The sequence below is a fragment of the Aeromonas sp. 602658 genome (assembly GCF_049173005.1).
Classification (GTDB): domain Bacteria; phylum Pseudomonadota; class Gammaproteobacteria; order Enterobacterales; family Aeromonadaceae; genus Aeromonas; species Aeromonas veronii_A.
The window spans coordinates 24,312-49,996 of sequence record NZ_JAAKRF010000022.1 but is presented as its reverse complement, the minus strand read 5'-3'; the positions used below and the strand labels follow the sequence as shown (position 1 = coordinate 49,996).

Genomic DNA, 25,685 nt, shown 5'->3' with positions numbered 1-25,685 from the left:
ATAAAAAAGGCCCCGTATCGGGGCCTTGGCAAGTGATTGATGATCAGTGTCCGCCGTTTGCCTTGGGCGGAATGGTTTCATCGAATACCGGCAAGGGTTTGTGCTCGGAAGCCAGATAGGTGTATATCACCGGCAGTACGAACAGGGTGAACAGGGTACCGATAGCAAGGCCTGCCACGATGACGATACCGATGCTGAACCGTTGTGCTGCACCGGCGCCTGCGGCGTAGAGCAGCGGGATCAGACCGGCAATCATGGCGGCGGTGGTCATCAGGATCGGACGCAGACGCACCTTGGCGGCTTGCATCACGGCTTCCATCCGGTTCATGCCGCGCAGCAGCTGCTCTTCCTTCGCTACTTCACAGATCAGGATGCCGTGCTTGGTAATCAGACCCACCAGGGTGATGAGGCCCACCTGGGAGTAGATGTTCATGGTCGCTAGTCCCCATGCCAGGGCAATCAATGCTCCACTGATGGCGAGCGGGACAGAGACCATGATGACCAAGGGGTCACGCACCGACTCGAACTGGATCGCCAGCACCAGGAAGATGATCGCCAGTGCCAGCGCGAAGGTGGCATAGAGCGCATTGCCTTCGGTGACGAACTGACGGGCTTCACCCATGAAGTCGTAACGATAGCCTTGCGGCAGCTTCTCGTCGGCGGTGGTCTGGAACCAGTTGATCGCATCACCCATGGCCACACCCGGAGCCGGAACGGCACCGATAGTGGCGGAGTTCAGCTGGTTGAAGTGGGGCAGGGCGCGGGGCTCGCCAACCACTTCAATGGTGATCAGGCTGCCGAGCGGGATCGACTTGCCATCTGCGGCCCGCACGTAGTAGCCCTTGATGGACTCCGGATTGAGACGGTATTTGCGCTCGACCTGCGGGATCACCTCGTAGGAGCGGCCATCCAGGTCGATACGGTTGACGTAACCGTCCGCCATCATGGTGCCCATGGTGATACCGATATCCTGCATGGTGATGCCGTAGGCACCCGCCTTGTCCTTGTCGATGCGGATCTTCATGGTGGCGGAGTCGTAGTTCAGATCGAGATCCGAATAGACGAACTGACCGTTACTCTGCGCCGCTGCCAGAATTTCACCGGCCACCAGGAACAGGCTTTCGAAGCTGTTCGGGGTGGTGATGACGAACTGGATCGGCAGACCACTCGATGCACCCGGCAGTTCCGGGAACTGGAAGGTGGTGATGGCCATACCCGGGATGTCTTTCACCAGATTGGCGACCCGGTCCAGCACCTCTTTCTGGCTCGCTTCACGTTGGCTCCAGGGCACCATGGAGGCGATACCGAACGCCTGGTTGGCGTTGAACACCCCTGAGAAGACCTGGGAGAAGGCGATCTCGGGCTGCTCGTCCAGGATCTTGTTCACATCCGCCATGGTGTTTTCGATGTAGTCTAGGTTGGCGTTGGACGGTGCGGTACCCAGCACGGCCATGACCCCCTTGTCCTCTGACGGTGCCAGTTCGCTCGGGATGAACTTGAACAGCAGCGGCAGGCTGGCGAAGACGATGACGGCGAACACCACGATGACGGGGCGCTTTTTCATCACGGCGTGCAGCATGCTGTCGTAGCGATCGGTCATCCGCTCCAGCAGGTGATGGACTGTGCTCTCGAACTTGCCTGGCTGCTCGTTGGCCTTGAGCATCTTGGAACACATCATCGGTGACAGAGTCAGGGCGATGATGCCCGAGACGAACACGGCACCGGCCAGCGTCAGGGCAAACTCCTTGAACAGGGAGCCGGTGATACCCCCCATCAGGGCGATAGGCGCGTATACCGCCGCCAGGGTGACCGTCATGGCGATAACCGGCACCGCAATTTCACGGGTACCGATAATGGCGGCCCGGAACGGCTCTTCCCCCTCCTTGATATGGCGGTCGACGTTCTCCAGCACCACGATGGCGTCATCCACCACCAGACCGATCGCCAGCACCATCGCCAGCAGGGTCATCAGGTTTATCGAGAAGCCGAACATATCCATCATCATCACCACGCCGATAAGACTGAGCGGAATGGTGATGATCGGGATGATGACCGCGCGGAACGAACCGAGGAACAGGGTGATGACCACCAGAACGATGGCGGCTGCCTCCAGGATGGTCTTGATAACCTCGTGGATGGACTCGTTGATCGCCACGGTGGAGTCATACATCACGTTGAGACGCATGGTGCTCGGCATATTGCGCTCAAGGCTCGGCAGCAGTGCCAGCACATCGCGGGCGATGTTGATGGGGTTGGCTGTCGGGGCGGCGTTGACCGCCATGACAACCGCTTCGCGACCATTGGCGCTGGCACGATAGACATCGTGACTCTTCTCGAGGGTTACCTTGGCGATGTCCGCCAGACGGATCACCTTGCCGTCGCGGGTAGCCACCACCAGTCGCTTCAGCTCGTCGACATCCTTGACCTGGGTCTCGGCATTGCCATTGAACAGGGTGAAGTAACCGGTCGCCTGACCTGTCGCGGACTGGTAGTTGTTGCTGTTGAGCACCGTCATCACGTCGCTGGCAGTCAGGTTGAAGGCCGCCATCTTGGCCGGATCCAGCCATACCCGCAGGGCAAACTCGACACCGCCGTAGAGGTCAACCTTGGAAACCCCGCCGACAGTAAAGAGCTGCGGCTTGATAACCCGCTCCAGATAGTCGGTGATCTGGCTGGAGTTGAGCTCCGGGCTGGTAAAGCCGAGGTAGAGCACTGCCGTGGTGGAACCGGTGGAGGAGGTGACCGACGGGTCTTCAGCCTCTTTCGGCAGCTGGGAGCGCACCGAGTTCACCTTCGCCAGGATGTCGGACAACGCGGCGTTGGGGTCGGTGTTGAGCTTCATGTACGCAGTGATGGTGGAGCTGCCCAGCTGGCTGGAGGAGGTCATGAAGTCGATGTTGTCGGCTTGTGCGACCGCCTGTTCCAGCGGCTGGGTGATGAACCCCTGGATCAGATCAGAACTGGCGCCATAGTAGCCAGTGCTGACGGTGATCACCGTGTTGGTCACCTCGGGGTATTCCCGTACCTGCATCTTGAAGATGGCCTGAAAGCCCAGCAAGGCGATCAGGAAGCTGAGCGAGATCGCCAGCACAGGCCGTTTTATAAATATGTCAGTAAATCGCATCGCAGATCTCCGCGCTTACAGCATCGGGGTTTGTGCCGGAACGGCCAGGGCATCGTTCTCGACCACATGCACCTTGGTGTCGTTGCTCAGGCGAACCTGACCCGACAGTACGATCTGGTCACCGGCCTGGATGCCGGAGAGCACATGCACATCGTTGCCACGGCGCTCACCCGCCTTGACCACAACCTGCTTGGCTCGCAGCACTTTCACCTTGTTACCCTCTTTGTCGGTCTCTTCGCCCTCTTTGAGCACGTAGACGTTCTGACCGTAAAGGGTGAAGGAGATAGCGGTTTGCGGGATCACAATCTGATCTTTCACCGTCGGCAGAATGATGCTGGCGCGGGCGAACATACCGGAACGGAGCTGACCGTCGTTGTTCGGAATGTCTGCCTGTACCTGGATCAGGCCGCTCTGGAAGTTGACCGCAGGCTCGATAGCGGTGATATGGCCGTCAAACTGGGTTTGCGGATAGGCATCCACATTGATCTTGATGGTCTGGCCCAGCTTGATTTTGGAGATATCGGTCTGGGGCACGGTGAAGCGCAGGCGCATCACGCTGGTATCTTCCAGGCGCACGATATCGGTGCCCGGCTGTAGATACTGACCGAGGAACACATTGCGCAGGCCGACCACGCCGCTAAAGGGCGCACGGACTTCACGACGGGCAATGGTCGCCTTCAGACTCTCGATATCCGCTTCCAGTGAGCGATAGGCCGCTTCCGCCTCATCTAGCTGCTCTTTGGAGATGGAGCTGGTCTTGTAGAGGTTCTGGAAACGATCGAACTTGGCTTTTGCCGCCGGCAGCTTGGCCTGGGAGGCGCGCAGATTGGCCCGCTCCACGGTGGAGTCCAGGCTCAGCAGCAGCTGGTCTGCCTTGACCGGTTTGCCTGACTCGAAGGTGATGGCGTCAATGGTACCTGCCAGTTCGGTGGAGAGGGTCACCCCCTGATTCGGCTCGATGAAGCCGATCGCTTCGATGGTCGGTACCCAATCCTGCGCCTTGGTCACCATGGCGGTGACGGGGAACTCGGGTTCCGGCCGGTTGGCCATGTATTGGGCAATCATCTTCTGTTTGAACAAATTGAAGCCGATGACGCTGCCAAACAAGGCGATCGCTATCAGCAACATAATGGCCATCCACTTTTTCATGAACAGGCTCCTGAGGTGGAAAGATTGGGGGATAAAATGGCATTCCAGCTGGCTCGGATCGCGGTTTCCAACTGCGATTCGGTCAGCGTGATGTTGTGAACCCTGCACTGCAGGGCCAGATGCATGACACTGTCCAGACTCAACACCTGGAGTGCCCGTATCGGTAAATCAATAAACAATCCTTGTTCAACGCCCTGTTCAAAGAATCGGTCCAGAGGCTCCCAAGCGGCCAGAATGACAGGATTGGTCTCCAATTCTGCCCCTAGCGGAGAGCTCTCGTACTGTAATTTGCACTTTATTGCGTTGGGTTCATTAACAAAAATGGCGTGAATATTGAGCCATAGTTGGCGGAATTGTTGAAATGAAACTTTATCGATCGCTACATCTGCCATGACCATGGGCACACACTGCAAGATAGTGTGCTGATGCAGTTGCCGGATCAGATCATCCTTGTCACCGAAGTAGCGATAGATGGTGCCGGTGGCAACATTGGCCTTCTTGGCGACTTCTGCAATCGACAGACCATGAAAACCCCGTTCACCCAGCACCTCATGGGCCGCGTTGAAGATGCTCTCTTTTTTATCCAGAATCATCAGTGTGACTTTCGATTGAATGAACGTTCATTCATTCTAGATGGGCACAACATCAAGTCAAGACGGCAAGATGAACTGATGCGGGGATGTATGCCTTTTGTCAGGCTACAGGCAGGAATGTGGAAGAAAAACACACAGATTGCCTGAAAAAACAACGAACAGTCCTTCGGTGACAGAAAAGTGTAGACAAACCAGAAACCATCATTAATAATGCGCCCCGTTCGACAGCGTAGCGCCCGTAGCTCAGCTGGATAGAGCGCTGCCCTCCGGAGGCAGAGGTCACAGGTTCGAATCCTGTCGGGCGCACCATCAAAAGTGCGTCGGTTAAACGGGCGTTGTTGTGGAACGAAAACAGCTGTGGTGGCTGTAGCTCAGTTGGTAGAGTCCCGGATTGTGATTCCGGTTGTCGTGGGTTCGAGCCCCATCAGCCACCCCATTTTACAGCTTGTCAGGTACGCGAAGGTGGCGGAATTGGTAGACGCGCTAGCTTCAGGTGTTAGTGCCCCCCGGGTGTGAGGGTTCGAGTCCCTCTCTTCGCACCATGCTTGCTGTATGACGAGGATGACCATAAGGTCGTCTTTGTTTTTTTGAAGTAAACTATTTTGAAAGAAATAGCCTCGGTGATTAGCGCAGTCCGGTAGCGCATCTGGTTTGGGACCAGAGGGTCAAAGGTTCGAATCCTTTATCACCGACCACATTTAGAAAAACCTCGCTTCGGCGGGGTTTTTTACTTTCTGGCCTCCGCTGGGCCAGTACTCTCTCCCTGTTACGTCTGTTTACACTCTATTTGGGCAGCGCGCCCCGCCTTTCGGTTATGCTTCAGCCTCGAGTCACTGACAACCGGATGTCATCGGCCCATTTCAGGCATTTTTCCATGAATGACAAAATTTCCTTTGCTTGCTCTCCCGCCCTGCTGGCTGCCTTGCTGCTGGGGGGGTGTACCATCAAACCGCCATCAACCGATGAAATTATGGACTCAATCGCTTCGAGACCTTCGGAAGATCGGGTGCTCTCTCCCTTGCTGACCAGCGGCGGCTTTTGTGTCGCAGTATCCCGACAGAAGGTGTTGGCACAACCTTGCAGCGGAAAAGACGATCAACTGTTCGAGTGGGATCTGGGTGAGTTGCGCCTGCAGGATCTCTGTTTGCAAGCCAAAAACGACAGCGAAGTGATGCTGGCACCCTGTGACGGTCAGGCGCAGTGGGAGTGGCAGAAAGACAGGCTGTTCAACAGCAAGGTCTCCCGCTGCCTCGATGTGGCCGGACGACGCCATACTCCCGGCACGCCGCTGCGGCTGGCCGAATGCTACGGCGGGGCGAACCAGAGCTTCAGCTGGCAGCGGCCCAATCCTTGGCTGGAAACCCTGAAAAAACAAAGCCTCACATGGTGAGGCTTTGCTGAATCGGATGGCGGTCTGAAGAGGATCAGGCTGCGCTGACGCTCTCCAGCTCGAACAGCTTCTCCAGATAGACGGCGACGCCATCTTCATCGGAGGTGAGGGTCTGCTCGTACTCCGGCAGCGCCATTTTCAGGCGGTCATGGGCGTTACCCATCACGATGCCGCGCCCCACCATAGTCAGCATCTCGAAGTCGTTCATGCCATCGCCGAATGCGATCGCCTCCGACATGTCGAAACCGTTCTGCTCCAGCACGGCACGCACCGCATTGCCCTTGTGCACCCCGGCGTGCATCACTTCGAGGCAGTCCGGCAGGGAGAAAGTGACGTTGAGCTGATCGCCGTAGCGCTGGTTGAGGTGCGCCTCGATCTTCAGCAGCTTTTCGTGGTCGCCGATGTAGAACACCTTGTTGATCTGCTCTTTCGGTTCCTGTTTCAGGTCATCGACCAGACGGTAGGTGAACCCTGACTCGTCGTGGAACTGCAGCAGCCAGGGCAGCTCCTCTTCCACCACCCAGTCATCACCCTGATAGACATTGAGGTGGATAGAGGGGTCGCGCTCCAGCGCAATCAGTTCGGCGGCGATTTCGGTCGGCAGCGGCTGGTTGAAAATGAGCTGATCCTGTTTGTCATGGACCACGGCGCCATTGGAAGTAATGAGGTAGATGTCCATCCCCAGCGCATCGCGGAAGCTGCGTACGTCAACGTGATGACGGCCGGTGGCGACCACGAATTTCACACCTTGTTCTACCAGGCGGTGCAGGGTATCCCGGGTACGGGGAGAGATCTGGTGCTGCTTGTTGAGCAGAGTGCCATCGAGATCGGATACAACTACCTTGAACATCATTACCTCGGCATCGATTGAAAACAGGGGCAGTTTACCTTAGCCCGCACTGTCACCCCATTTATTTAGGGTTACAAAAAATAGCCAGCTCAGAAGCGGGCGAAAAAGTCGACCATCGCGGTCAGGGCGGGCTGGCGCTTGTCATCGGATTCGATAAACAGTTCGTGCCAGGCACCCTCGATGCGCAGTGGTTTGCCCCCTTCGCACTTGGCAATGGTGCAGAAGCGATCCTGTGCGGCATTGTCCACCACGCTGTCGTTGCCAGCCTGCAGCACCAGCAGCGGCGTCTTGATGGCGCCCGCATCGGCGATGGCAGCATCGGCACCGGTGATCCCCTGATAAATCCAGTGGGCGGTCGCGCCACCCAGCTTGATCTGCGGGTGCTGTTCGTAGAGCTGGCGGAACGCCTGATAGCGGGACTGACTGTGAGTCAGCTCGTTGTCGGCAAAGCCGTGATCCTGATAGGTGCTCTGACCCGGCCCATAGGGTGGTTCGCCAAACCAACCGCCGACCGTGCCTATGGTGCTCGCCAATCCCTTGGCCAGCCACTTGGGCAGACCGCCGAGATTGATGCCCAGCATGGGGGAGGAGAGCACGGCCGCCTTGATATCATCGGGCCAGCGCTCCAGATAGCGGGCCGAGATGGCACCGCCCATGGAGTGGGCCAGCAGGAACAGCTTGGCAGGTTGGTCCGCCATGATTATCTGGTCGTGAAACTGCTTGAGATCGAGCACATAATCGTCGAATTGGTCGACATATCCCTTCTGCGGGTCATTCAGCATCCGGCCAGACATTCCCTGACCGCGATGGTCGATGAGATAGAGGCTGTAGCCCTGACGCCACAGATCCCACGTCAGCTCCTGATACTTGAGGTAGCTTTCGACCCGGCCATTGACGATGAGGATGGCGCGATCAACCTTCTCCTGCCGCAGCGCGGCATAGCGGATGGTCACCCCGTCCTTGCCCTTGAACTCCCCTTCAACCGCATGCTGGCGCCAGAAGTCGGGTAGGATTTGCTGGTAGAGGCTGGGTACATCGGCTTCGCTGGTGAGCTGATAGGTATTGGTCACGGCAAGGGCTCCGGCAGAAAACAGGGTCAGGGCCAACAGGGAAAGAGAGAGGGGTTTCATCAGGCACACTCCTGTTGCCAATGGTGATAAAGGGCAGCGATATCCTCCGAGCAGAGCAGCGCCATGCAGGCTTGCAAGCGAGGCAGGGGCCAGTCCCACCACTGCATCTCTTGCAGCATGAGGATCTGCTCATCGCTGAAACGACGGCGGATCGGCTGAGCCGGGTTGCCGCCGACTATGGTGTAAGGGGCCACATCCCTGGTTACCACGGCGCGGGTGGCGATGACGGCGCCATCACCTATGGTGATGCCGGGCATGATCATCGCTTCCGAGCCGATCCAGACATCGTTGCCAATCCGGGTGTCTCCCTTGCGCAGAAAGCCGCTGCGGGCCCCTTCGCCAAAGGTGTCGGGGTTGAACGGGAAGGTGGAAACCCAATCCAGCCGGTGGCCCTGATTGCCCGCCAGCACGAAGGTGGCGCCCGAGCCGATGGAGCAGAACTTGCCGATGATCAGCCGATCCACCTCGCCCCAGAGGCCGCTCTCCCAGGTGTCGCGGGTCGAGCCATCGCCGAGCAGGTAACGGACGCAGTGATCCTCGAACGGCTTGCCGTGGTAGTAGCCGGAGTAGTAGCTGTAGTCGCCGGCCTCTATGTTCGGGTTGGTCAGGTGATCCCGGATGATTTGCGATTCCAGCCAGCTGCCAAAAGGGTTCTCCATCACTCCTCCTGCGGATCGTCCTGCTCGCTCTGCTGCGCCCACCCTTTGCGGGTCAGCTGCATCCGTTGCCACCACTCTTCGTCCGCCAGAATTTCACCGGCCGGGCCGAGCTGGGGGTAGGGCATCTCTTTCTCTTTGCAGAGCTGGGCATAGATGGGATATCCACCCTCGAACAGGATGCTGTTCTGCTCCTCCGGAGTGAGCGGGCAGCCGCGCTGATAGCAACCGGCCAGCTCGCGCTGACGCTGCGCTTCGTAGAGGATGGCGGCAGCAGCCACCGAGACGTTGAGGGACTGCACCATGCCCACCATGGGGATGACGATATGGTGATCGGCCAGTGCCAGCGCCTCCTCACCGATGCCATGCTTCTCCTGACCCACCAGAATGGCGGTCGGTTTGGTGTAGTCGATAGCGCGAAAATCGACGGAGCTGTCGGAGAGGTGGGTTGCCAGGATCTGCATGCCTGAAGCTTTCAGCTCGGCAACGGCTGTGCCGATATCCGGGTGCAGTTTTACATCCACCCAGTTCTGGCTGCCGCGGGCGGTGCCCTTGCGCTTGTGGATCCAGGTTTTGGGCCAGACGGCGTGTACCCGGTGGATGCCGATGGCATCGGCGGTACGCACGATGGCGGCCAGATTGTGAGGTTTGTGTACCTCTTCCATACAGACGGTCAAATCGAGCTGACGCTGGGCCAGCATGTCGGTGATGCGCTTGAAGCGTTCGGGGGTCATGGCTTGTCTCTATAAAAGCAGCAGGCGGCTTGCGCCGCCTGTGTTCAGTTCTTCTGTCGGCTCACTTTGAGCACGTTGGGCATCACGCGGATCTTGCGCATGATGTTGGCCAGGTGGATGCGGCTCTTGGTGGTGATGAGCAGGCTCACCTGATAGACCCGGCCATCCTTCTCTTCGGTGCTGATGGCGTGAATGTTGGCACCGGTGGCGGCAATCACGTTGGCCAGCTCGGCCAGCGCACCCTGATGGTTGACGATCTCGATGCTGATGCCGGTGCGGAACTCCTGTTCCTGCTCCTTGTCCACTTCCCACTGCACTGGCAGGTACTTGTCCGGCTCCTTGCTGTAGCCCTTGATGTTGCGGCAGGCTTCCTGGTGGATCACCAGACCCTTGCCCGGGCTGATGTGGGCGATAATGGCATCTCCCGGGATCGGACGGCAGCAGTTGGCGAAGGTGACCAGCATGCCGTCGGCACCCTTGATCGGCATCTTCTTGCTGCTGGTTTTGGGCTGCTCTTCCGGCGGTAGTTCATCCCCCAGCATGCGGCGCGCCACCATGACGCTCATGGCGTTGCCGAGGCCCACATCGGCCAGCAGCCCCTGCAGGTTCTCATGCTTGGTATCGGCCAGCACCTGTTTGATGCGCGGCTCGGGGATGTCTTCGATATTCTTGGCGCCCAGCGCATGGTTGAGCAGGCGGCGACCCAGCACCACCGACTCTTCGGTGCGCAGGTTTTTGAGGAACTGACGTATCTTGGAGCGCGCCTTGGTGGTCACCACGAAGTTGAGCCAGGCCGCGTTGGGGCGGGCGCCCGGCGCAGTGATGATCTCCACCGTCTGGCCCGAGTGCAGCGGACTGCTGAGCGGGTAGGGGTGGCGGTCGACCCGCGAACCGACGCAGGCGTGGCCGATATCGGTGTGCACCGTGTAGGCAAAGTCCACCGGCGTTGCGCCAGCGGGCAGCTCCATGATGCGCCCTTCGGGGGTAAAGACGTAGATTTCGTCGGGGAAGAGGTCGGTTTTGACCCCTTCGATAAATTCAAACGAGCTGCCGGCGCTCTGCTGCAATTCCAGCAGGCTCTGCATCCAGCGCTGGGCTCGGATCTGGGCAGTGGTGCCCGAGCTGTCGCCATCCTGCTTGTAGGCCCAGTGGGCGGCAACCCCTTTGTCGGCCATCTGATCCATGAACTCGGTGCGGATCTGTACCTCCACCGGTACCCCGTGCGGCCCCACCAGAGAGGTGTGCAGCGACTGGTAACCGTTGGTCTTGGGGATGGCGATGTAATCCTTGAAGCGGCCGGGGCGAGGCTTGTAGAGGCTATGCATCTGCCCCAGCACCCGGTAACAGGTATCTATGTCCTTCACTTTTACTCGAAAGGCGTAGATATCCATTACCTCATGAAATTGCAGCTCTTTTTTCTCCATCTTGTTGTAGATGGAGAAGAGATTCTTCTCGCGGCCACTGACCTGATGCTCGATCCCCGCTTCTTTCAGACGACCGCTGATTTCGCTCTGGATGGAGTCGATGATCTCGCGGCGATTGCCACGGGCGCGGCGCACCGATTCGCGCAACACGCGGGATCGCATGGGATAGAGCGCCTCGAAGCCCAGCTCTTCCAGCTCGTTCTTCATGGTGTGAATACCGAGGCGGTTGGCGATGGGGGCGAAGATTTCGAGGGTTTCCCGAGCGATACGGCGGCGCTTGTCAGGGCGCAGGGAGCCCAGGGTGCGCATATTGTGGGTGCGGTCGGCCAGCTTGATCAGAATGACCCGGATATCCTGGGTCATCGCCATCACCATCTTGCGGAAGTTCTCGGCCTGCGCCTCTTTGCGATCGCGAAACTTCAGCTTGTCGAGCTTGGAGACCCCGGCCACCAGTTCTGCAACCGCGTTGCCGAATTGTTCGGCCAGATCGGCCTTGGTGACAGAGGTGTCTTCGATGACGTCGTGCAGCACGGCGGCCATCAGGGTTTCATGATCGAGGCGCATGTCACCCAAGATCCGGGCAACGGCAACAGGGTGGGTGATATAGGGTTCGCCACTGGAACGCATCTGGCCCTGGTGGGCATCACGGGCCACCACATAGGCTTGCTTGAGCTTCTCAACCTGCTCTGGCGGCAGGTAGGAACTGGCTATTTCTTTAAGGTTTTCAAATAAATACAAGACAGTCCCCGCAGCGGTGAAACGGCAATTCGTGGAATTGAGGGTATAGCCCTGAGTTTGCGAGGTTTTCGAGCGGTTGTAAATGGGGATGAACAGTCGGCACCCGGGAGGGTGCCAACCGGAGGAATAACTTAACCGCGGCCTTCGGCGATGGCAGCAACGGCAGCCAGCTCGGCGGCTTCCTGCTCTTGCTGTTCGTAGCGGTCCTGGGTGTCCATCACTTGATTGTTCACCAGACCCAGCTCGATCTCACGCAGGGCGATCACAGTCGGCTTGTCGTTCTCTTCGTCGACCAGGGGATCTTTGCCTTGTACCGCGATTTGACGAGCGCGGCGCGCGGCGACCAGCACCAGGTCAAAACGGTTACCTACCTGTTTTACAGCATCTTCTACAGTAACGCGTGCCATGCAGGACTCCAGTGTTTGGGCTTTCTGTATTTAGAAAAGCAGTGTTTAAAAATGACGCAAAAGTTTACTTGTTTTTGGCTTACTCTGCCAGTAGCTGTTGCAGCAAGTTTTTTTGAGCCTGTTGCTGGTGACGCATCTCCAGCCGTTGGCACTCAATAATGGACCTGAGCTGGAACAGCGCCTGCTCGAAGTCTTCGTTGATAATGACATAGTCATACTCGTCGTAGTGCACCATTTCGGCAATGGCTTTCGCCATCCGGCCGGCAATCACTTCGGCGCTGTCCTGACCGCGCCCAATCAGGCGGCGCTCCAGCTCTTCGCGGCTGGGGGGCAGGATGAAAATGGATTTGGTCGGCATCTGCTCGCGGATCTGGCGGGCACCTTGCCAGTCGATGTCGAGGAATACGTCGATCCCCTTGGCCAGGCAGGCTTCGATGGCGGCGCGTGAGGTGCCGTAGTAGTTGCCGAATACTTCGGCCCACTCCAGAAAATCACCACGCTCGATCAGCGCCTTGAACTCTTCCACCTGAACGAAGTGGTAGTGTACGCCGTGCTCTTCGCCCGGGCGGGTGGCGCGAGTGGTGTGGGAAACCGATAGCTGCATCTTGCCAGCTTGATTGTGGTTGGTCAGCAAGGCATTGAGCAGACTGGATTTACCCGCGCCGCTCGGAGAAGAGATGATATAGAGTGTGCCTTGTTGCGCCATATTATTACCTTTAATCGAAACCGCTGTTTTGGTTGTAGCAGAGACCGCCGTCTTGTGCCCGAAAGGGAGACAGCCAAACGCAAAACGCGGAAAATTCTTGAGTCAGGGGGATGTAAAGGCGGCGAATTTTACCAGAATGCGGCGAATAAAAAAACGGCCGGAATCATATTCCAGCCGATCAAAGTATTCGTAGCTTGCTGCGGGAGCGTAACCCACATCAGCCTGCATTGTGCCTTTGGCTGAGGGCAGAGGCTATCAGGTTATCCCTGCCTGATGGCTCGGAATTCCCGAGGTGCCCTGTCATTACGGCAGTTGACGATCTGCACAGAGGCGGTCGAAGGCGGTGATCACCTGCTCGCTGGTGATTTTTCGCATGGCCTCCGGGTCTTTGAGACGGGTGCGCCAGCTCAATTCGGCCAGCGGCTTGCCGGTCTCCTGTTCGACCAGCTCCTGATAGACGCTGACCACGTAGTCGCGGCACAGATAGGGGCCGGTGCGGGCCGGATTGTGGTGGGCATAGAGACCGATCACCGGCGTGCCCACTATGGTGGCCATATGGGTGGGGCCGGTATCGGGGGCCAGCACCAGACTCGCCTCACCAATCAGCGCCAGCAGTTGCTTGAGGTTGGTCTGCCCCACCAGATCGACCGGTTTGCTCTGGCTTAAGCGCTGGATCTCGGCAGCCAGATCCCGCTCCAGTTTGGCAGGCCCGCCACAGAGATAGACCTGAAAGCCCTTGTTGGCGGCGTGATCTGCCAGCGCGGCATAGCCTGCGGCCGTCCAGTTTTTGAATGCCTTGCTGGCGGCTGCGCAGATAAGCAGAGTCGGTTTGCCGCCAATCTTCTCCCTTGCCCACGCCTGATGATCGGCGCTGATGGGCAGTTGCCAGTCCGGGGTCAGATCCTTGATGCCGAGCTCTTTGGCGAAAGCGAGGAAACCGTCCAGCACATGGGGAGAGGCAGGCGAAGGCACCTTGTGGTTGGTGAACAGCCACTGGCCGTCGTTGGCCCGTTCCCGATCAAACCCGAGTTTGACCTTGGCCTTGATGCCGAGGGTAGCGATGCTGGCCCGCATCGCCGCCTGCAGGTGGAGCAGGGCATCGAATTTGCGCCCCTTGAGGGTCTGCCAGAGATCGCGATAGCCGCGCCACCCCTTGCTCTTGTCGAAGGGGATTACCTCGACCCCGGGCAGATCGGCAAACAGGGTTGCTTCGATTTTGCCGGTGATCCAGGTGATGCGGGTCTGTGGCCACTCCCGCTGGATGACGCGCACCAGCGCCAGTGCGTGGCAGCAATCCCCGATGGCGGAGAGCCGCAGGATGCAGATGGAGGAGGGGGGCGTTTGAAATAGCGGCATGTTGTGGCGCACGGCTGGCAAAAAGGGTGGATGGCATTATGCAAACTCCCCTGTGGATTGTAAAATTGCGCGCAATCGTCAGCCGGGCTTTGCCACCCGAATAGCCGCCATGGCTGGCACATGTTGCGGGCATGCCACAGTCGCAGCCTCATCGCCCATAAACAGGGGCGATCAACGACCCACCGAGCGGGATCTTCATGATGCTGATACAGACCGAACACAACCAGGTTTGCTGGTTCGCCGAAGGGGCCTTTCGCGACCCCACTTCCCAGTTATTCGAACCGGCCTGGTGGCAGAACAACCGTCAGGTGGTGGGAACCTCCATCGGTCGCGGCGTGACCTGGTTCGTCAAGGATGAGTCCCGCCATCTGGTGCTGCGCCACTACTATCGCGGCGGCATGGTGGGCAAGGTGGTGCGGGATCGCTTCTGGTTCGAAGGGGTCGAATCGAGCCGTGCCATGGCGGAATACACCCTGCTGGCCAAGTTGTGCGAACTGGGGTTGCCGGTGCCGCGTCCGTTTGGTGCGCGGATGGCCAAACAGGGCCCATTTTATCGCGCCGACATCCTGATCGAGCGTATTCGCGGTGCCAAGGACATGGTCGCCCTGCTCAAGCAGGGGCCGGTGGCCAGCGAGGTGTGGCACAAGATTGGCCAGACGGTGCGCCAGCTGCACGATGCCGGGGTTTACCACGCCGATCTCAACAGCCACAACCTGCTGCTTGATAAGGATGAGAAGGTGTGGGTGATCGACTTCGACAAGGGGGCGATCCGCTCCCCCGGTGAGTGGCAGAAGGGCAATCTGGAGCGGCTGTTGCGCTCCTTCAACAAGGAGTCTCAACTGCACACCAGCTTCCACTTCGTACCGGACAACTGGCAGACCCTGATGGAGGGTTATCACGGAAAAGCGAGCTGACCCTGTTGCTCGGCGTGAACGCCAATGTTACTTATTGAGCAGGTATTCAGATCCTGTTTCGAGGCGCCCCATGGAAATGCTCAAGACACCTTTGGTCGATGTGACTGCCCGGCTTGATCCGGGTCTGCTGTCTGATGCCATGGCGCTGCTGGAGGCTGGGATCTGGAGCTGGTCAGCCCAACATGGACTGCAGCGTGATCCCTCCTGCCTGCGCCTGTTGGGATTGGGAGAGTGCTGGCCGGATGATCTCGGCTGGCTGGATCGGGTGCATCCCGACGATGTTGCCCGGCTGGAAGATGCCCTGCTCGCCTGCCAGAGCGGCCGCAGCAGCGGTCTGCGCCTCGAATACCGCATTCTGCATCATCACGGTCACTACATCCGGCTGGAAGAGAGGATGCGTCGCGATGAGCGGGGGTATCTGCTGGGGGTTGTCCGTCACCTCGATCCCGCTGCCGTGCTGGTGGAGGAGCGACATGGCACCGATCCGCTGACCGGACTGGAGAGCCGTGGCCGTTTCGAGCAACTGCTGGAGGAGCGGCTGGCGACCGAGAGTGGCACTTTCAGTCTGCTGCAGTTTTCGGTCGATCACATGGCCAAAATCCAGCAATTGTTTGGCGAAGCGGCTTGCGACGCCATGCTGGCCAAGCTGGCGCGTATCGTGCGCCACGAGCTGCGGCGGGAAGATCCCTTTGCCCGCTGGGATCAGGATGGTTTTATCCTGATGCTCTCCCAGACCGAACGGATGAGTGCGCTGGAGATTGCCGAGCGACTGCGCCTCGAGATTGCCGATGCCAGCCTGCTGCCGCAGCGGCCGGTCACCGTCAGCATCGGGCTGGTGCAGAGTCAGGCTGGCGAGCAGCTCGATCATCTGCTGGCCCGGCTGGCCAGCTGTCACAGCCAGGCCAGACGGGAGCACAACACAGTCGTCGGCTGAGTGCGGTCAGGGCTGGCCGCGCTTGTCACGCTGGCAGACCCAGAGCGAGGCCAGCATCAGCAGGCCGCCGATGGTCAGCCGGGTCAGGTCGGTATCCTTGCCCCAGAGCAGCAGATTGACCAGCAAGCCGGCCGGAATGAGCGCATTGTTCATGATGGCCAGCACCCCGCTGGTGACCAGCGTCGCCCCCTTGTTCCAGAGGAAGTAGCCGAGGCCGGAGGCACCCACCCCCAGCCAGAGCAGAATACCCCACTGCAACCCTGACGTCGGATATTGCGGCTTGCCCAGCAGCCACCAGGCGGGCAATGCGATCACCAGCGCTCCCAGATAGAAGCAGCCGAACACCGCCAGTTGCGGCGGTTGCTCCGCCTCCCTTGCCAGCAGTACCTTGTAGCCCACTTGACCCAGGGCGAAACAGAGGTTGGCCCCCTGCACCACCAGAAATCCCAACACATAGCTTTCGGTCAGGCCGTCAAAGCGGATGACGGCAGCCCCGAGCACCGCCAGCAGGGCGCCCCACAGATAGGTGGGCTTGAAGCGCCCCTCCAGCAGATCGTGGAGCAGGGTGACGTAGATGGGGGTGAAGATGGTAAAGACCAGCACTTCCGGCACCGTCAGCAGCAGAAAGGAGTGGTAGTAGAAGAGATACATTATGCCGAGCTGGATGGCGCCCAGCGCCATCAGCTTGGCCGCCAGATCGGGGCGCAGCCAGCGGCGGCGCAGGAAGGGGAGAAACACCAGACTGGCGAGGGCGATGCGGGTCAGCACCGAGAAGTAGGCATCGACCTGACCAGCGAGGTAGACCCCGATCAGGCTGAAGGAGAATGACCAGAGCAGGGTGACCCCTATCAAGTAGTTCATGTGTTTGATTTATCGTCAGTTGTCAATTTTAAGGGGGCTATGATGGCCGAGATGGAAGCGGCAATCCAGCGTTTATGGGGGCGATTGCCACAGGTCGGAGCATTTTCCTTTACCGCCAGCAATGGCGAGGGGTCGGCGACCGACTGGAATGGTCGGGGCGAGGGGCGTGTGCAGGTGACCGATCATCAGGGTGGCTGGCTGTTTAACGAGCAGGGCCGTTACATCACGCCTCATGGCAGGGAGCTCGCCATGCACAACTGCTTCTGGTGGCAGCGCAGCGAGCGGGGGATCCGCCTTTCTCACCTGCGTTATGAAGCGCCGGTCGAACTGTTCGAGCTCCTGCCGCAGGGGGATGGCCGCTGGCTGACCGCCGAGCCCCATCTGTGCGGGGCGGATCACTACAGCGCCGAGTTGACCGAGATCGACGGTGGTTTTCTGCTGAGCTGGCAGATCACCGGGCCGCGCAAGAACGAGCGACTCAGCTATCGCTATCTGATCTGACGCCGGCTGGCAGGCATAAAAAAACCGGCGCAGAGCGCCGGTAGCGGGGGACAAATCGGAGGTTTTTTAAAACAGTCCCAAAAACAGGAGAGATAGACTCTCGTCACACATTCAGAGATGGACTTCAGGCATTCAGGGCATAGCTCAGCATGGCTTGCAGCCTGCTATCGAAGAACCAGGGCAGCAGTACCATCAGCAGGCCCAGGATCCCGGCCAGCCGCTGGCGATACTGCCAGCCGGCAATCAGTACCAGACCACCGCACAGTGTGGTCAGGATGCCTGACATAGGGAGACCTCTCGCTGCATGCGACGCTGCTGCGCCCACTGGTTCATGGCGACCGAGCCGAGGATCAGGGCCAGAGCAACACCTGTGGTGGGGTGGATCTGCTCGCCGAGGAACAGGGCACCCAGCATCACGCCGAACAGCGGCACCAGATAGTTGCTGAAGGAGGCGAACGTCGGGCCGGCCTTCTGGATCAGCGCCATGTAGAGGAAGTAGACCAGACCGGTGCAGAGGGTACCCAGCACGGTGATCGCGCTCAGGGCCTGGGTGCTCGGCAGGGTCAGGCTGCTGAGGTCAACCATGAAGGGGGCGACCAGCAGCAACTGGATTGCCGAGGAGATCAGGATATTGCGGGCGACCACGACCGGATGGTCCTTGGCGAAGCGCTTGATCATCAGCAGGCCGATGGCGAAGCAGCTGGCACCCAGCAGGATGGCCATGGCACCGAGCAGACCAGCGTTCATGCCCTGGGAGAGTTTCGGCCAGAACAGGGTGAGTACACCGGCAAAGCCGATGATCACGGAAAGCAGCCCGGTTTTGGTGATTCTTTCACCAGAAATAAACAGCGGTGCAGCCAGAATGGTCACAAACGGGATACAACCCATGACTACGGCGGCGATGGCGCTATCCACATACTGCTGGCCCCAGGCGACCATGATGAAGGGGATGGTGGCATCCAGCAGGGCGATCAGCATATAGGTGCGCCACGGGGTGTGCTCACTCTTGAGCCGCATGAACAGGCAGAGCAGACCCAGGGTCAGGCTGCCGCACAGGGCACGACCGGCAGCCACCAGAATGGGGGGCAACTCGGCAACGGCCTGGTGCATGAAAATGAACTGGGAACCCCAGAGCAGGCCAATGGCCAGCAATAACAGATAGCTACGCATTTTAATCTCCGATGTATTAAGCCAGCGCATTCTAGGTAATCTGTTACTATGGTAAAAATGAATTGTTGGCATTTAACTATGGCTAATATCGATGGATAGCTCACTCGCCCGTCTCGACCTCAACCTGCTCGCCGTATTCGACATGCTGATGCAGGAACGCAACGTCACCCGTGCCGCCGAACGGCTGCATCTCTCCCAATCCACCGTCAGTCACGCCTTGGGGCGGCTGCGGGTGGCGCTGGATGATCCGCTGTTCGTGATGAGTCGGCGCGAGATGATGCCGACCGAGCGAGCCAAGGCGCTGGCCGGGCCGGTGCGTCAGGCGCTGGCGATGCTGGAGCAGGGATTGCGGCAGGCCAAAGGGTTTGATCCCGCTACCGCACGGCGGATTTTCCGTATCGCCACCCCGGGCTCGGTGGAGCACGGGCTGGTGCCGGTGCTGGTGGACAGACTTCATCGGCAGGCCCCTCACTGTCGGCTTGAGGTGTGCGAGCTGGCGGACAGCGACTACGAGCGGGAGTTGGAAAAAGGTGAGCTGGATCTGGTGATCGGCTTCGCCGGGGCGAATCATCTCTCACCCCGCTTGTGGCGGGAGGAGTGGTTCAACAACCCGCTGGTCTGCCTGTCGCCCCTTGGCAGCGAATTGCCCGATGTGCTGACCCCGGTCGAGCTGGTGAGCCGTCCCCACATCCACACCTCCAGCTGGGGCCACAGTCAGGCGATGGTGGAGCTCTGGCTGGCCCGCTTCGGGGTGGAGCGGGAGTTGGGCGTGCGGTTGCCGAGCTTTATGGCGGTGCCGCCGTTGATGGCGACCGGCCGCTATCTGGTGGTGGTGCCCGAGATGATCGGGCGCCACTTCTGCCGCTACTACCCGCTGCGGATGCATCAACTCGACCCCGCCATCCCCATCGTCTACCTGATGGCGGGGCACCCGCTCACCGCTCACGACGAGGCGATCGGCTGGTTCAAGAGCCTGCTGCACCAGTTGGTGTTCGACCTCTACGGCGACGATGCGCTCGGGACCCCCGCTCAGCGGATGCTGGCGAAGTAGTCGAGCCCCATGGCGCTTTTCACCTCCGCCAATACCTCATCGGTGATGATGCGGGCCTGCTCGGTGCCCTGATAGAGCAGTTCCAGCAGCATCTTCTTGTCGGCGATAGCCGCGGCCCGGCGCTCCCGCATCGGGGCGAGCAGGGTTTGCAGGCAGTCATTGAGCACCTGCTTGCAGCGCATGTCCCCTAGTCCGCCGCACCGGTAGTGGGCCTTCATCTCGGCGACCAGCGCCTTGTCGGGATGGAAGGCATCGAGATAGGCGAACACCGTATTTCCCTCCACCTGACCCGGATCGCTCACCTTGAGGTGGTTGGGGTCGGTATACATGGCGAACACCGCCTGTTTGACCTCTTCCGCCGACATGCCGAGCTCTATGGTGTTGCCGAGGGATTTGGACATCTTGGCCTTGCCGTCGATGCCGGGCAGGCGGCCGGTGTCACTCAGGATCGGTTGGCATTCGGTCAGCACCTCTTTGCCTACCAGAGAGTTGAAGCGGCGGACGATCTCGTTGGTCTGCTCCAGCATCGGCAGCTGATCTTCACCCACAGGCACATGGCTGGCGCGAAAGGCGGTGATGTCGGCGGCCTGACTGACCGGATAGACCAGAAAACCGGCCGGCAGCGTTCGTTCAAACCCTTTTTGCTGGATCTCCGCCTTGACGGTGGGATTGCGCTCCAGCCGGGCGACGCTGACCAGATTGAGGTAGTAGCAGGTGAGCTCGCTGAGGGCGGGCAGGGCGCTCTGCAGGCAGAAGGTAGTCTTGGCCGGGTCGAGGCCGACCGCCAGATAGTCGGCCATCACCTCCAGCACGTTGTCGGTCACCTTGGCCGGGTTGTGGCCGTTGTCGGTCAGCGCCTGCAAGTCGGCGATCATCACGAATTGACGGTAGTGGTGCTGGGCTTCGACGCGCTGGCGCAGGGAACCGACATAGTGGCCGATGTGCAGTTTGCCGGTGGGACGATCGCCAGTAAGGATTACGGGGTTGTGCATGTCACTCTCTCCAGTTGGGTGAGCCGGGAGGCGACAAAGGGATAAAAACAGTTGACCGCCTCTCGGCGGTCACGGTGTTTTCTTTGGGAAATCTTGAATAGAAACGCGGTGCCGCCTGTTTAGGAGCAGCACCACCAGTAGTTGTGATTGAATGCGGTCATATTCATAGCAAATCAAACTACGCCGGTTTCATTACTTCTGCAAGGGGACGACCAGCAGATCGCAGGGCACCGTATTCATCAGCTGACGGGCGCTCGAGGTGAGCAGGCTCCAGAAGCTCTGGCGATGGCCGCACACCAGCAGGTCGATCTCGTACTCCTTGACCGCCTGATTGACCCGCTCGCTCAGATCGCCGCAGATCACCAGCTTCTTCTCGATGGGATAGTCCACCGAGGCCAGAAATGCCTCCAGCTTCTCTTTCGCTTCGGCGATCACCTGATCCTGCACGTTGTCGATATCGATATCGATCATCTCGGTGTAGAGATCCTTGAGGTCCACATCGACATGGATAACCGACAGCTTGGCGCCGTTGGAGCGGGCTCTGTCCACCGCCTTGTCGATCACCTTGCGGTTATCTTCAGAGAGGTCGATCGCGGCCAGAATATGCTTGTAATAGGTTGTTCCACTCATGGGGGTTCTCCTTACCGATCCTTCAGCCCACTATACCAATCTCTGCTGAAACTAAAATGGTGCCTCAGGCACAGTTTTGGGATTTAAATGAGTTTAATGACGTGTGACACAGGGTCAGCCACTCCGTTATTAACCACTATTTGCCTATAAATTAAACAAGAGTTTGATGCCGGTCACACCCCTCAGCTTGCCGATCAGGGGGGAGAGGCATAGGATGGGCCCGTGCTTCGCAATGAACACAAAACAACAAAAAGCATCTGAATACCGCTTTGGGGAGCCACGTGCTCCCTTTTGTTTTTCTGCCTCAATTCCCGCGGCTTTTCTGACTGATAGCGATCCGGCATCAAGTTAATCTCTTTTGATTTGGTTATGCTGTAGCCAGTTTCTTTGGAGGCCTTCCCATGATCATTCATCCCCAGATTCAAGGTTGTGTTGCCCGCAACTGTCACCCCATCGGCTGTCGCGCCGCCGTGCAGCAGCAGATCGAACGCATCAAGGCTGCGGGCCCGTTCAACGGCCCCAAGCGGGTGCTGGTGCTGGGTGCCTCCTCCGGGTTTGGGCTGGCGTCGCGCATTGCGCTCGCCTTCGGGGCTGGTGCCGACACCATCGGCATCTCCTTCGAGCGTGGCCCTTCCGACAAAGGATTGGGTAGCGCCGGTTGGTACAACAACATCTGGTTTCGCAAGGAGGCGGAACAGGAGGGGCGTATCGCCATCAACCTGATCGGTGATGCCTTCTCCGATGCCATGCGCCAGCAGGCCATCGACACCATCCGCCAGCAGCTGGGGCAGGTGGATCTGGTGATCTACTCGCTGGCGAGCGGCATCCGGGTGCTGCCCGACGGTACGCAAGTGCGCTCTGTGCTCAAGACCACCGGCCAGCCATTCAGCGGTTGGGGGCTGGATCTGGAGCGCGATGCTCTGGTGCAGCAGTCGCTGGCGCCCGCCACGCCGGAGGAGATCCGCGATACCGTCACCGTGATGGGGGGCGAGGATTGGCAGCTCTGGATGCAGGCGTTGCAGCAGGCCGGTTGTCTCGCTCCCGGCGCGCAAACCGTGGCCTACTCCTACATTGGCCCCGAATCCACCTATCCCCTCTATCGGGATGGCACCATCGGTTATGCCAAGGAGCATCTGCACGCCACCGCCGAGACCATCAACCTGCAGCTGGCCGAGATTGGCGGTCACGCCTGGGTGTCGGTCTGCAAGGCGCTGGTGACCAAAGCGAGCGCCTATATTCCTGTGTTGCCGGTCTATCTGGGCCTGCTGATGGGGGTGATGAAGGAGCGCGGCGTCCATGAGGGCTGCATCGAGCAGATGCAGCGACTGTTTGCCGCCAAGATGTACGGGCCCAATGGGGTGGTGGCCGATGGCAACCGGCTGATCCGGATGGATGACCACGAGCTCGACCCGGCCATTCAGGCCGCCGTTTCGGCGCTCTGGCCCAAGGTGACGCCGGACAATTTCCACGGGCTGGGGGACTTTGCCGGGCTGCGGCAGGACTTCATGCAACTCAACGGCTTCGAGCTGCCGGGCGTCGATTATGCTGCGCCGGTGGATGTCGCCTCCCTTGGCGAGCTGACCCCCTGAGCTGAAAGAAACGGGATCTCCCTCTCGTTGGCGGGTTGATTCGCGGCGGGAGTGTGGCGACAATCGATACCAAATCACTGAGGAGAAACAAGATGCTGGCCCAAGCCATGATCGAGAAGTTGAACGAGCAGATTAACCTGGAGTTCTACTCCTCCAATCTCTATCTGCAGATGAGCGCCTGGTGCGAAGACAAGGGCTTTGAAGGGGCGGCGACCTTCCTGCGCCAGCACGCCGTCGAGGAGCGCCAGCACATGGAGCGTCTGTTCACCTATGTGAGCGAGACCGGCGCCATGCCCAAGCTGGGTGCCATCGATGCCCCTCCCCACGAGTTCAAGTCGCTGGGCGACGTGTTCCGTACCACTCTGGAGCACGAGTATCACATCACCAAGTGCATCAATGGTCTGGCCCACGTAGCCTTCACTACCCAGGACTACTCCACCTTCAATTTCCTGCAGTGGTATGTGGCCGAGCAGCATGAAGAAGAGAAGCTGTTCAAGAGCATCGTCGACCGTCTGGGTCTGGTGGGTGAAGATGGCAAAGGCCTCTACTTCATCGATAAGGAGCTGGCCGAACTGGCCAAGGGCGCCCCGGCCAGCATCATGGACAGCAACGCCTGATAGTCGTGGACACTTAGTGTTCAGCCAGTACAATAACGGCCCTTTTAAGGGCCGTTGTTTATTCTGGTGGGCAGCCACTATGGTTGTGTTCCGCCAGAGGCAATCTCGGTTCTGGCCAGGTGCCGTTTCTATTTTGATAAGTGAGTGATGATGAAGCAGGTCGATGTGGTGGTGATCGGGGCCGGTGCGGCCGGATTGATGTGTGCGGCGCAGGCGGGCTACCGTGGCCGCTCCGTGCTGGTGCTCGACAACGCCAAGAAGCCGGGCCGCAAGATCCTCATCAGTGGCGGTGGCCGCTGCAACTTCACCAACCATCAGGCTGGCGCTCACGCCTACCTGTCGGAGAATCCCCACTTCAGCAAGTCGGCGCTGGCCCGCTACACCCAGCAGGACTTTATCGATCTGGTGGACCGCCACGGGGTCAACTATCACGAGCGCACCTTGGGGCAGCTGTTCTGTCTCGAGAGTGCCAAGGATATCGTCGATGTGCTGCTCACCGAGTGTGACTGGGCCGGGGTGACCCTGCAGTTCCAGACCGAAATTCTCACCGTCAGCAAACAGGACGAGGGCTTTGTGTTGACGACCAGCAAGGGTGAGATCGGCTGTCACTCGCTGGTGGTGGCGACCGGCGGTCTCTCCATGCCCAAGCTGGGGGCGACCCCTTATGGCTTCAAGCTGGCGGAGCAGTTCGGTCTCAAGGTGCTGCCGACCCGCGCCGGTCTGGTGCCCTTCACCCTCCATCAGGCGGAGAAAGAGGCGTTCGCCGATCTGGCGGGCATCAGCCTGCCGGTGGCGGTGACCGCCGAGGATGGCACTCGCTTCAAGGAGGCGATGCTGTTCACCCATCGCGGCCTCTCCGGCCCCGTCATCCTGCAGATCTCCTCCTACTGGCATGCGGGTGAGAAGATCCACATCAACCTGCTGCCGGAGCTGGATATTCCGGCTGCCCTGCGCGAGTGGGCGCAGGCTCACCCGGCGCAGGAGCTGAAAACCGTGCTGGGGCGCGAGCTGCCCAAGCGCTTCGTCGACAAGCTGGTGGAGCTGGGCCAGCTGGTCAGCAAGCCGATGCGCCAGTACAACGAGCGGGAGCTGGAAGCGGTGGCCAATTTGCTGGGTGACTGGCAGATCCTGCCCAACGGCACCGAGGGGTATCGCACCGCAGAAGTGACCCTGGGTGGCGTCGATACCAACGAGCTCTCCTCCAAGACCATGGAGGCGCGCAAGGTACCGGGCCTCTACTTCATCGGCGAAGTGGTGGACGTGACCGGCTGGCTCGGTGGTTACAACTTCCAGTGGGCCTGGTCCTCCGGCTGGGTGGCTGGTCAGTTCTGTTGATAGGAAGAAAAATCTGTGCAGAGATCTTGCCATACCTATTCATGTAAGAACTTTCCTTTTTGTGTGGCGAGTTCTTTTATTGTTCAACTGAGTGCAATGAAATATGCCCCTTATGAAAAAGGGGTATTAGATGATTGCTCGGGTGATAGGGTTGTTATGTATTTTCCAATGGTCATGGGCTGCAGAGTCATTTCAGTTCCAAAGCTATCGGGATGGATTCTTGCGCATGATGCTAATCACACCCAGCGTCCAGGGAGAGCTATTTTTACGGGGTGATGATAAATTGGTGCCATTACAAGGCGGTATAATCGAAGATTTGTTTACCCTGCGTATTCCAGTATCCTGTCAGTTATTAAGTTCGCAACAAACTATCTATTGGTCATCGCCAGGACGGCCACTAATCAAGGGTCAGGTGCCGGCACAGTCGTGCAAGCGTCTCCCTGAGTTGCCATTGAAATTGCCGGTTCGGGTTTTTTCCAAAGGTGGGAAATGCCTGATCGATACTGCGGGTAATACTTTGTGGCATACAGCATCTGAATTGGCAAAGAAAAATCGTGCGTCTGTCTATCAAAATGTTTACGCATTATTTCTTACAAATAAACCCGCCTTTGCGGGGCAAGATATTCATCGGTTACGTACTCAGGTTCTTCATTGTCCTGATCCAGCATTGTTTGAACATATCGATGCTGAACATGCCCGCCAGCTATTTAAGGAAGGACTACTGTTGCAAAAACAATAAAATCTATAATGAATTGAAAGCCATATTGCGATTGTTTTCGTCATTTTATACTGAATCAGTCTCAGCCTATTGCATAGGCTACCCTCCCTATTGGG

General features: G+C 59.0%; 25 protein-coding genes and 4 tRNA genes. 13 read left to right on the top strand and 16 right to left on the bottom strand.

The genetic code is table 11. From position 1 onward, the window contains the following. Positions 1 to 43 precede the first annotated feature (43 nt). Genes G5253_RS14825 through G5253_RS14815 form a run of 3 tightly spaced genes read right to left on the bottom strand, consistent with a single transcriptional unit; the run spans position 44 to position 4,866 of the window. Complete coding sequence (locus tag G5253_RS14825; RefSeq protein ID WP_216952542.1) at positions 44 to 3,124, bottom strand: multidrug efflux RND transporter permease subunit; 3,081 nt, start codon at positions 3,122 to 3,124, stop codon at positions 44 to 46. 15 nt (positions 3,125 to 3,139) lie between these two features. Beyond that, complete coding sequence (locus G5253_RS14820; protein WP_005355753.1) at positions 3,140 to 4,273, bottom strand: efflux RND transporter periplasmic adaptor subunit; 1,134 nt, start codon at positions 4,271 to 4,273, stop codon at positions 3,140 to 3,142. Continuing rightward, positions 4,270 to 4,866, bottom strand: coding sequence for a TetR/AcrR family transcriptional regulator (locus G5253_RS14815; RefSeq protein WP_266135174.1), 597 nt, complete (start codon positions 4,864 to 4,866; stop codon positions 4,270 to 4,272). Before G5253_RS14815 ends, G5253_RS14820 begins: the two co-directional genes overlap by 4 nt. A 232-nt stretch (positions 4,867 to 5,098) precedes the next feature. Between G5253_RS14815 and G5253_RS14810 the strand changes: the two genes are divergently transcribed. The 5 genes from G5253_RS14810 to G5253_RS14790 all read left to right on the top strand — a co-directional run bounded on the left by G5253_RS14810 (position 5,099) and on the right by G5253_RS14790 (position 6,256). Beyond that, positions 5,099 to 5,175, top strand: a tRNA-Arg gene (locus G5253_RS14810). 51 nt (positions 5,176 to 5,226) lie between these two features. Further along, positions 5,227 to 5,302: transfer RNA gene (locus G5253_RS14805), tRNA-His, on the top strand. A 20-nt stretch (positions 5,303 to 5,322) separates the two neighbouring features. Further along, positions 5,323 to 5,408 (top strand) — tRNA-Leu (locus tag G5253_RS14800). A 76-nt stretch (positions 5,409 to 5,484) separates the two neighbouring features. Continuing rightward, positions 5,485 to 5,561 (top strand) — tRNA-Pro (locus G5253_RS14795). 179 nt (positions 5,562 to 5,740) lie between these two features. Continuing rightward, entirely contained in the window at positions 5,741 to 6,256 is a 516-nt protein-coding gene (locus tag G5253_RS14790) for a ricin-type beta-trefoil lectin domain protein (protein ID WP_266135175.1), read from the top strand. Between the two features lie 34 nt (positions 6,257 to 6,290). Here G5253_RS14790 and G5253_RS14785 read toward each other — a convergent pair whose 3' ends face one another. From G5253_RS14785 to G5253_RS14750, 8 genes are all read right to left on the bottom strand, one after another. Beyond that, entirely contained in the window at positions 6,291 to 7,106 is an 816-nt protein-coding gene (locus tag G5253_RS14785) for a Cof-type HAD-IIB family hydrolase (protein WP_005339262.1), read from the bottom strand. Between the two features lie 89 nt (positions 7,107 to 7,195). Beyond that, positions 7,196 to 8,236 carry an alpha/beta fold hydrolase gene (locus G5253_RS14780; RefSeq protein ID WP_266135176.1) on the bottom strand — a complete coding sequence of 347 codons (1,041 nt, stop codon included), beginning with the start codon at positions 8,234 to 8,236 and terminating at the stop codon, positions 7,196 to 7,198. Then, on the bottom strand, positions 8,236 to 8,895 hold the full coding sequence (locus tag G5253_RS14775; RefSeq protein WP_266135177.1) for a CatB-related O-acetyltransferase: 660 nt from the start codon (positions 8,893 to 8,895) through the stop codon (positions 8,236 to 8,238). The genes G5253_RS14780 and G5253_RS14775 overlap by 1 nt, the downstream gene beginning before the upstream one ends. Then, entirely contained in the window at positions 8,895 to 9,626 is a 732-nt protein-coding gene (trmH, locus tag G5253_RS14770; RefSeq protein WP_159162642.1) for a tRNA (guanosine(18)-2'-O)-methyltransferase TrmH, read from the bottom strand. Before trmH ends, G5253_RS14775 begins: the two co-directional genes overlap by 1 nt. A 44-nt stretch (positions 9,627 to 9,670) precedes the next feature. Continuing rightward, complete coding sequence (gene spoT / locus G5253_RS14765) at positions 9,671 to 11,788, bottom strand: bifunctional GTP diphosphokinase/guanosine-3',5'-bis pyrophosphate 3'-pyrophosphohydrolase (protein ID WP_005339255.1); 2,118 nt, start codon at positions 11,786 to 11,788, stop codon at positions 9,671 to 9,673. Positions 11,789 to 11,919: 131 nt separating this feature from the next. Beyond that, positions 11,920 to 12,195, bottom strand: coding sequence for a DNA-directed RNA polymerase subunit omega (rpoZ, locus tag G5253_RS14760; protein WP_005307060.1), 276 nt, complete (start codon positions 12,193 to 12,195; stop codon positions 11,920 to 11,922). Positions 12,196 to 12,274: 79 nt separating this feature from the next. After that, a complete protein-coding gene (gene gmk / locus G5253_RS14755) occupies positions 12,275 to 12,901 on the bottom strand; it encodes a guanylate kinase (RefSeq protein WP_005339253.1) in 627 nt (208 codons plus the stop codon). Between the two features lie 303 nt (positions 12,902 to 13,204). Beyond that, positions 13,205 to 14,257, bottom strand: a complete 1,053-nt coding sequence (locus tag G5253_RS14750) for a glycosyltransferase family 9 protein (protein WP_266135178.1) — start codon at positions 14,255 to 14,257, stop codon at positions 13,205 to 13,207. A gap of 200 nt (positions 14,258 to 14,457) precedes the next feature. On the opposite strand from G5253_RS14750, the gene G5253_RS14745 reads away from it, so the two are divergent. Further along, a complete protein-coding gene (locus tag G5253_RS14745; RefSeq protein ID WP_042031136.1) occupies positions 14,458 to 15,171 on the top strand; it encodes a 3-deoxy-D-manno-octulosonic acid kinase in 714 nt (237 codons plus the stop codon). A 70-nt stretch (positions 15,172 to 15,241) separates the two neighbouring features. Further along, on the top strand, positions 15,242 to 16,105 hold the full coding sequence (locus G5253_RS14740; protein WP_266135179.1) for a GGDEF domain-containing protein: 864 nt from the start codon (positions 15,242 to 15,244) through the stop codon (positions 16,103 to 16,105). 6 nt (positions 16,106 to 16,111) lie between these two features. Here G5253_RS14740 and G5253_RS14735 read toward each other — a convergent pair whose 3' ends face one another. Further along, positions 16,112 to 16,966, bottom strand: coding sequence for a carboxylate/amino acid/amine transporter (locus tag G5253_RS14735; protein ID WP_129503003.1), 855 nt, complete (start codon positions 16,964 to 16,966; stop codon positions 16,112 to 16,114). 39 nt (positions 16,967 to 17,005) lie between these two features. Between G5253_RS14735 and G5253_RS14730 the strand changes: the two genes are divergently transcribed. Beyond that, positions 17,006 to 17,467, top strand: coding sequence for a DUF6314 family protein (locus tag G5253_RS14730; RefSeq protein ID WP_266135180.1), 462 nt, complete (start codon positions 17,006 to 17,008; stop codon positions 17,465 to 17,467). A 124-nt stretch (positions 17,468 to 17,591) separates the two neighbouring features. Here the strand turns inward: G5253_RS14730 and G5253_RS14725 are convergent, their stop codons facing one another. Together G5253_RS14725 and G5253_RS14720 are read right to left on the bottom strand one after the other, a co-directional pair. After that, on the bottom strand, positions 17,592 to 17,753 hold the full coding sequence (locus G5253_RS14725) for a hypothetical protein (protein ID WP_279506390.1): 162 nt from the start codon (positions 17,751 to 17,753) through the stop codon (positions 17,592 to 17,594). Continuing rightward, entirely contained in the window at positions 17,738 to 18,637 is a 900-nt protein-coding gene (locus G5253_RS14720; RefSeq protein WP_005355734.1) for a DMT family transporter, read from the bottom strand. The genes G5253_RS14725 and G5253_RS14720 overlap by 16 nt, the downstream gene beginning before the upstream one ends. 91 nt (positions 18,638 to 18,728) lie before the next feature. On the opposite strand from G5253_RS14720, the gene G5253_RS14715 reads away from it, so the two are divergent. Continuing rightward, positions 18,729 to 19,688 carry a LysR family transcriptional regulator gene (locus G5253_RS14715; RefSeq protein WP_058056572.1) on the top strand — a complete coding sequence of 320 codons (960 nt, stop codon included), beginning with the start codon at positions 18,729 to 18,731 and terminating at the stop codon, positions 19,686 to 19,688. On the opposite strand, the gene trpS is transcribed toward G5253_RS14715, so the two are convergent. Together trpS and G5253_RS14705 are read right to left on the bottom strand one after the other, a co-directional pair. Continuing rightward, on the bottom strand, positions 19,667 to 20,680 hold the full coding sequence (trpS, locus tag G5253_RS14710) for a tryptophan--tRNA ligase (protein WP_421203637.1): 1,014 nt from the start codon (positions 20,678 to 20,680) through the stop codon (positions 19,667 to 19,669). The two genes, G5253_RS14715 and trpS, sit on opposite strands and share 22 nt — an antisense overlap. 192 nt (positions 20,681 to 20,872) lie before the next feature. Continuing rightward, positions 20,873 to 21,310, bottom strand: a complete 438-nt coding sequence (locus G5253_RS14705; protein WP_005339229.1) for a universal stress protein — start codon at positions 21,308 to 21,310, stop codon at positions 20,873 to 20,875. Positions 21,311 to 21,711: 401 nt separating this feature from the next. Between G5253_RS14705 and fabV the strand changes: the two genes are divergently transcribed. The 4 genes from fabV (at position 21,712) to G5253_RS14685 (ending at position 25,590) form a co-directional block, all read left to right on the top strand. Then, positions 21,712 to 22,899 carry an enoyl-ACP reductase FabV gene (gene fabV, locus G5253_RS14700; RefSeq protein ID WP_421203635.1) on the top strand — a complete coding sequence of 396 codons (1,188 nt, stop codon included), beginning with the start codon at positions 21,712 to 21,714 and terminating at the stop codon, positions 22,897 to 22,899. 92 nt (positions 22,900 to 22,991) lie between these two features. Continuing rightward, positions 22,992 to 23,516, top strand: a complete 525-nt coding sequence (ftnA, locus tag G5253_RS14695) for a non-heme ferritin (RefSeq protein WP_005339225.1) — start codon at positions 22,992 to 22,994, stop codon at positions 23,514 to 23,516. Positions 23,517 to 23,666: 150 nt separating this feature from the next. After that, positions 23,667 to 24,851: an NAD(P)/FAD-dependent oxidoreductase gene (locus G5253_RS14690; protein ID WP_421203647.1), complete on the top strand. Its 1,185-nt coding sequence runs from the start codon at positions 23,667 to 23,669 to the stop codon at positions 24,849 to 24,851. A 130-nt stretch (positions 24,852 to 24,981) separates the two neighbouring features. Then, positions 24,982 to 25,590, top strand: a complete 609-nt coding sequence (locus G5253_RS14685) for a hypothetical protein (protein ID WP_421203633.1) — start codon at positions 24,982 to 24,984, stop codon at positions 25,588 to 25,590. Positions 25,591 to 25,685 lie beyond the last annotated feature (95 nt).